Here is a 4038-nt window from a genome sequence, read left to right on the forward strand (position 1 = left end):
TTAGCCTGCAGAGCTGTCCCTTTGTCTGTTAAAACTGCGTTTTCCCAAATATTCATGATAATACCTCCTGATATAAACGGTTGTTTCACAGAAGCCATTCAAAAATCTATGGCTATGCTACTTTTTTATTTCTTCAGATCATGATCTCTATAAAGAATATAGCATGGTGCCCTGGGACAATGTGGGCAAGTTAATCCAGAGACAATTAAGTTTCTAAACATATATAATATGCAACTAAATTTAAGTGATATTACTTCTATACATATTAAATATCTATTTAGTCCAAATAGTAGTATTTGAACTTCCATCATAATACCTATACACAATATTAGTAGCATTTCAAACAACTGATCATAAATTTCCTCATCATTTTTCGATACAATGCAGAGAAGAAATTCATATTCTTCCAATCCTCTTTTTTCTGCATTAAAAATGGCTGCTAATCTCCTACGGTGCCCCACAATCACTTCATATTCTCCCATATCTTACTTTTTAACCAACAGCGGCTGAAGGATATCACCTGTAGATCTAAAGGATGCTGCAAGTTCCTCTATCCCTTTCATTTCATAAAAGTTATCATCTGACGGATATAGCTTTTTATAGTGAATCATAACAATCTTTTGCGGACTTTGCGTTTTTTTCGGCTCTGTATTCTTTAAAATATCATCAATCGTGAAGGCCATTATAGTTCACCTCCTGAAGCAGTTCTTCTACAAAATTTATATAATCCTCTGCGGCTGTGGAACTGCGTGCACATTTTTCAAGTGGTTTTCTTTTATATGTACTCTCGTCCGCTTTCACAGTACGACGGATGACACTTCGAAAAATTGGATACCTGTTTAATGTCACAAGTTCCTCATATCCTCTGCGCCCTGAGACACTCTTTTGGAACTGTGTGATCAGTATCTTATATCGGATTTTTCCCGTTATTTTCTCTATCTCACTTATCTGATCATCCATGATTTCAATACCATTAATGGCATATTGGTCTAATTTTATCGGTATGATACATAAATCAGATGCAACCAATGCCGCAATAGTATAGTCTTCTAAAGACGGATGACCGTCTATGATGACAAAATCGTATTGTTCCTTTATTTTCTTTAATTGCTCTTCTAAAAGAAAACATACACATTCAGTTCGCACAAGCGTGTTATTCGCCTGAACTATATCCAAGTTTTTATATTTCGTCCTGCTTTTAAAGTTCTTCTCATTGATCAGATAAGAAAGATTTGTTGCCGTGGTCGTCTTCCCCACACCTCACAGAATTTGTCTAGTAACTCATCAAAATTTTGAATTTCTGATTCTTTTGTATTCGTAAAGAATCCTTTTTTATTCTTCTTGTCTTGACTGAGAAATTGAATGATCTTATTTCTGGTAGGATACCCGTAGTAGTCTGATGTTCTTGCGATGTAATAATCAATACATTCCTTGCCATAGGTTTTATAGAGATCTTCTACTTCTACTTTATCTTTAATTTCATTTCCTTTACTTTCTTCTACTTTCCTTTGTTCAGGAATGTCTACATTTTTACTGTTTTTGACTACATTTTTTCCGGTTAGGTGTACATTTTTATTCAAAATGGCGTAATTAAACAGAAGGTATTCTCTTCTCATTTCAACTTCTTTTCTTCGAACTGTCCCTTTTAAAAATCTAACTTGTATTCCAGCACTCGTCAGAATTTTATATTTGTGAAACAATTCTTTGTTAAAAATACCTCTTTTTATTGCTTCTTCAATTATTTCAGACAAAAGATTGGCACCCACTCCGATCCTTGAAGCAAACAGCAATCTAACATCATCATTCCAATCACAGTAATACCCGTCTCCCCCGTATATCCTTTGGAAGAGCTTTATAATTACTGCATATCCTTTTATCCCGTATGCAGCTTCCAAAAGCTGCATTTTATCATCCATTACACAGTCAAGACCAAAATCGTCAAGACTCTGTTTCATTTTTTACCTCCGGCCTCTGGCCTGAATTTATTAAACTTTTTTAATTCCTCCTTGCAAACATGGAGATTATTAATTACATCTGCATTTTGGCATTTACACTCAGGACAAACACAGTTTAGAGATACAGACCAATATTCATGACCGCAGTTAATACAAATATCGTCCCAAAATTGATCTGTAATTTTTGTAATGCCATCTGAATATGTATTACTCTCCATATAGTTACCTATCCTTGAACTTTAAGAATCTTTTCGTTATAATAAAACTGTAGTATTTGTTTTGCCCCTTTTTGGAATTGCAGTTCCGAAGGGCCTTTTTTATTTGTTAGATTCACTCTCTCTACCTCCTTTCCAACTTGTCCTCCCACAGCCGCTTAACGCAGCTGTGGTTAAATGGCTTTTCTTTTCCTGCTTTTCATTACAATATCAGCTGCCTCTTTCAAGATCAGTTGAATATCTTCTTCTGTTTTATTCCTGCAAAAATTATCTGCTATTTTTACCTTTGTTTCTCCAATAGAAAATTCTTTTACAACATGAGGTTCCTCATGATCCATCGCAATTCCCCCAATCTTTGATTAATTCATTTTATGAAGATATGTTTGTACTTCTTTCCTGCTCTCTGATTATTTCAAAGAGTATTTTATTAACTGACCAGTTTTTTTACCTCTTTATGCCGGTTCTTTCTCTTTGTCCGTTGTTTCTCTCATTTTTCCATCTAAGAATAATTAACATTACTTCCTTAACATCCCTTGATACTCCTAGTAATAATTCAGCGGTTTCTTTTATCTCTGCTACTCTTTTCATAACATTCACCTCCTTGTGTTCTTTACACACATTATCATTTTTGTGGTGGTATGCAATACTATTTTTATTTTTTTGTGTTGTCACGCACAATTCTTCATGCTATAATGAAGCAAATGGAGGTGAGAAATTGAAAATTGGTGAAAGAATAAAATATGTGAGAGAGAGTTTAAATCTCTCTCAGTCAAAATTTGGTGAAACTATGGGTGTTAGTCGAGATGTAATATCCAATGTTGAGTTAGGAAGGGTTGAACCTAAAGAATATATCTTGCGCCTAATATGTAAAACATACCGTGCTAATTATTTATATTTAACTGAAGAATTTGGTGATCCATTCGTAGGTGTTCCAGAAATCATTATGGATGACGTGATTGAAGAATACAGACTAGATGCAACCGACAGAGCACTAATTGAAGAATATGTTAAATTAGATGAAGAAACACGACAATCGTTTAAACAATATTTGTTTCGTGTTTTAGAAAAGGCACAGAAGGAATCGGCAATAGTATAGGTGTCGAACAAACTACTATAAGCTATATGGAACGAGAGGGTTCTGTTGTGAAACCTTCCAATCTCCAATTGATTTGTGCAGTTCATCACATCAACTTTTTATAGCTTTTAAAAGGAATGGATAATCAGGGCCAATTATTTATAGAAAATTATGTTAAGCTCAATAAAGAAGCAAGGAATATAATAAAAAGTCTGCTCTCAGGTGCATTTGAAAAGAGTGTGTGAAACTTTTTCTGTAAAATAGAACTTAGAAGGTTCTTCTATGATAAAATAAAAATCATAGGAGGGCCTTTTATTATGGCAAGAGAAAAGAAACCAGTGCACAAAGTACAAATGACAGAAGGGAAACGCAACATCATCCATCAGCTCCTGGAGGAATACCATATCCAAACAGCGGAAGATATTCAAGATGCCCTGAAAGATCTCCTTGGCGGAACCATCAAGGAAATGATGGAAGCGGAACTGGATGATCATCTGGGATATGCAAAATCAGAACGCTCCGACAATGAGAATTACCGGAATGGATACAAACCAAAACAGGTAAATAGCAGTTATGGTTCTATGCAGATCCCTGTGCCACAAGATCGGAAATCTACTTTCGAACCACAAGTGGTGAAAAAACGGCAGAAAGATATTTCTGATATTGACCAAAAGATTATTTCCATGTATGCAAAAGGGATGACGACCCGGCAGATATCAGAAACCATGGAGGAGATCTATGGCTTTGAAACCTCGGAAGGATTTATCTCTGATGTCACAGACAAGATCCTGCC

At 35.1% G+C, this 4038-nt stretch carries 8 protein-coding genes; 2 read left to right on the forward strand and 6 right to left on the reverse strand.

Features of this window, described 5'->3' with window-relative positions; all coding sequences use genetic code 11:
• Window positions 1–485: 485 nt before the first annotated feature.
• The 6 genes from QGT46_RS16670 to QGT46_RS16695 form a co-directional block, all read right to left on the reverse strand.
• Window positions 486–683 carry a hypothetical protein gene (locus tag QGT46_RS16670; RefSeq protein WP_148460316.1) on the reverse strand — a complete coding sequence of 66 codons (198 nt, stop codon included), beginning with the start codon at window positions 681–683 and terminating at the stop codon, window positions 486–488.
• Window positions 667–1257, reverse strand: coding sequence for a ParA family protein (locus QGT46_RS16675; RefSeq protein ID WP_270433545.1), 591 nt, complete (start codon window positions 1255–1257; stop codon window positions 667–669). The genes QGT46_RS16670 and QGT46_RS16675 overlap by 17 nt, the downstream gene beginning before the upstream one ends.
• Window positions 1218–1955, reverse strand: a complete 738-nt coding sequence (locus QGT46_RS16680) for a DUF4373 domain-containing protein (protein ID WP_270433546.1) — start codon at window positions 1953–1955, stop codon at window positions 1218–1220. Before QGT46_RS16680 ends, QGT46_RS16675 begins: the two co-directional genes overlap by 40 nt.
• Window positions 1952–2173 carry a hypothetical protein gene (locus QGT46_RS16685; protein ID WP_024727132.1) on the reverse strand — a complete coding sequence of 74 codons (222 nt, stop codon included), beginning with the start codon at window positions 2171–2173 and terminating at the stop codon, window positions 1952–1954. The genes QGT46_RS16680 and QGT46_RS16685 overlap by 4 nt, the downstream gene beginning before the upstream one ends.
• 170 nt (window positions 2174–2343) lie before the next feature.
• Window positions 2344–2508: a hypothetical protein gene (locus tag QGT46_RS16690; RefSeq protein WP_186992538.1), complete on the reverse strand. Its 165-nt coding sequence runs from the start codon at window positions 2506–2508 to the stop codon at window positions 2344–2346.
• 106 nt (window positions 2509–2614) lie between these two features.
• Complete coding sequence (locus QGT46_RS16695; protein ID WP_270433549.1) at window positions 2615–2758, reverse strand: hypothetical protein; 144 nt, start codon at window positions 2756–2758, stop codon at window positions 2615–2617.
• A gap of 127 nt (window positions 2759–2885) precedes the next feature.
• Between QGT46_RS16695 and QGT46_RS16700 the strand changes: the two genes are divergently transcribed.
• Together QGT46_RS16700 and QGT46_RS16705 are read left to right on the forward strand one after the other, a co-directional pair.
• Complete coding sequence (locus QGT46_RS16700) at window positions 2886–3266, forward strand: helix-turn-helix domain-containing protein (protein ID WP_024727131.1); 381 nt, start codon at window positions 2886–2888, stop codon at window positions 3264–3266.
• A gap of 296 nt (window positions 3267–3562) precedes the next feature.
• Window positions 3563–4038, forward strand: a 476-nt coding sequence (locus QGT46_RS16705; RefSeq protein ID WP_301591661.1) for a transposase, incomplete at its 3' end; no start/stop codon positions are given.

Origin of the sequence: Anaerostipes faecis, from assembly GCF_910574135.1 — a bacterium.
GTDB lineage: Bacteria > Bacillota > Clostridia > Lachnospirales > Lachnospiraceae > Anaerostipes > Anaerostipes hominis.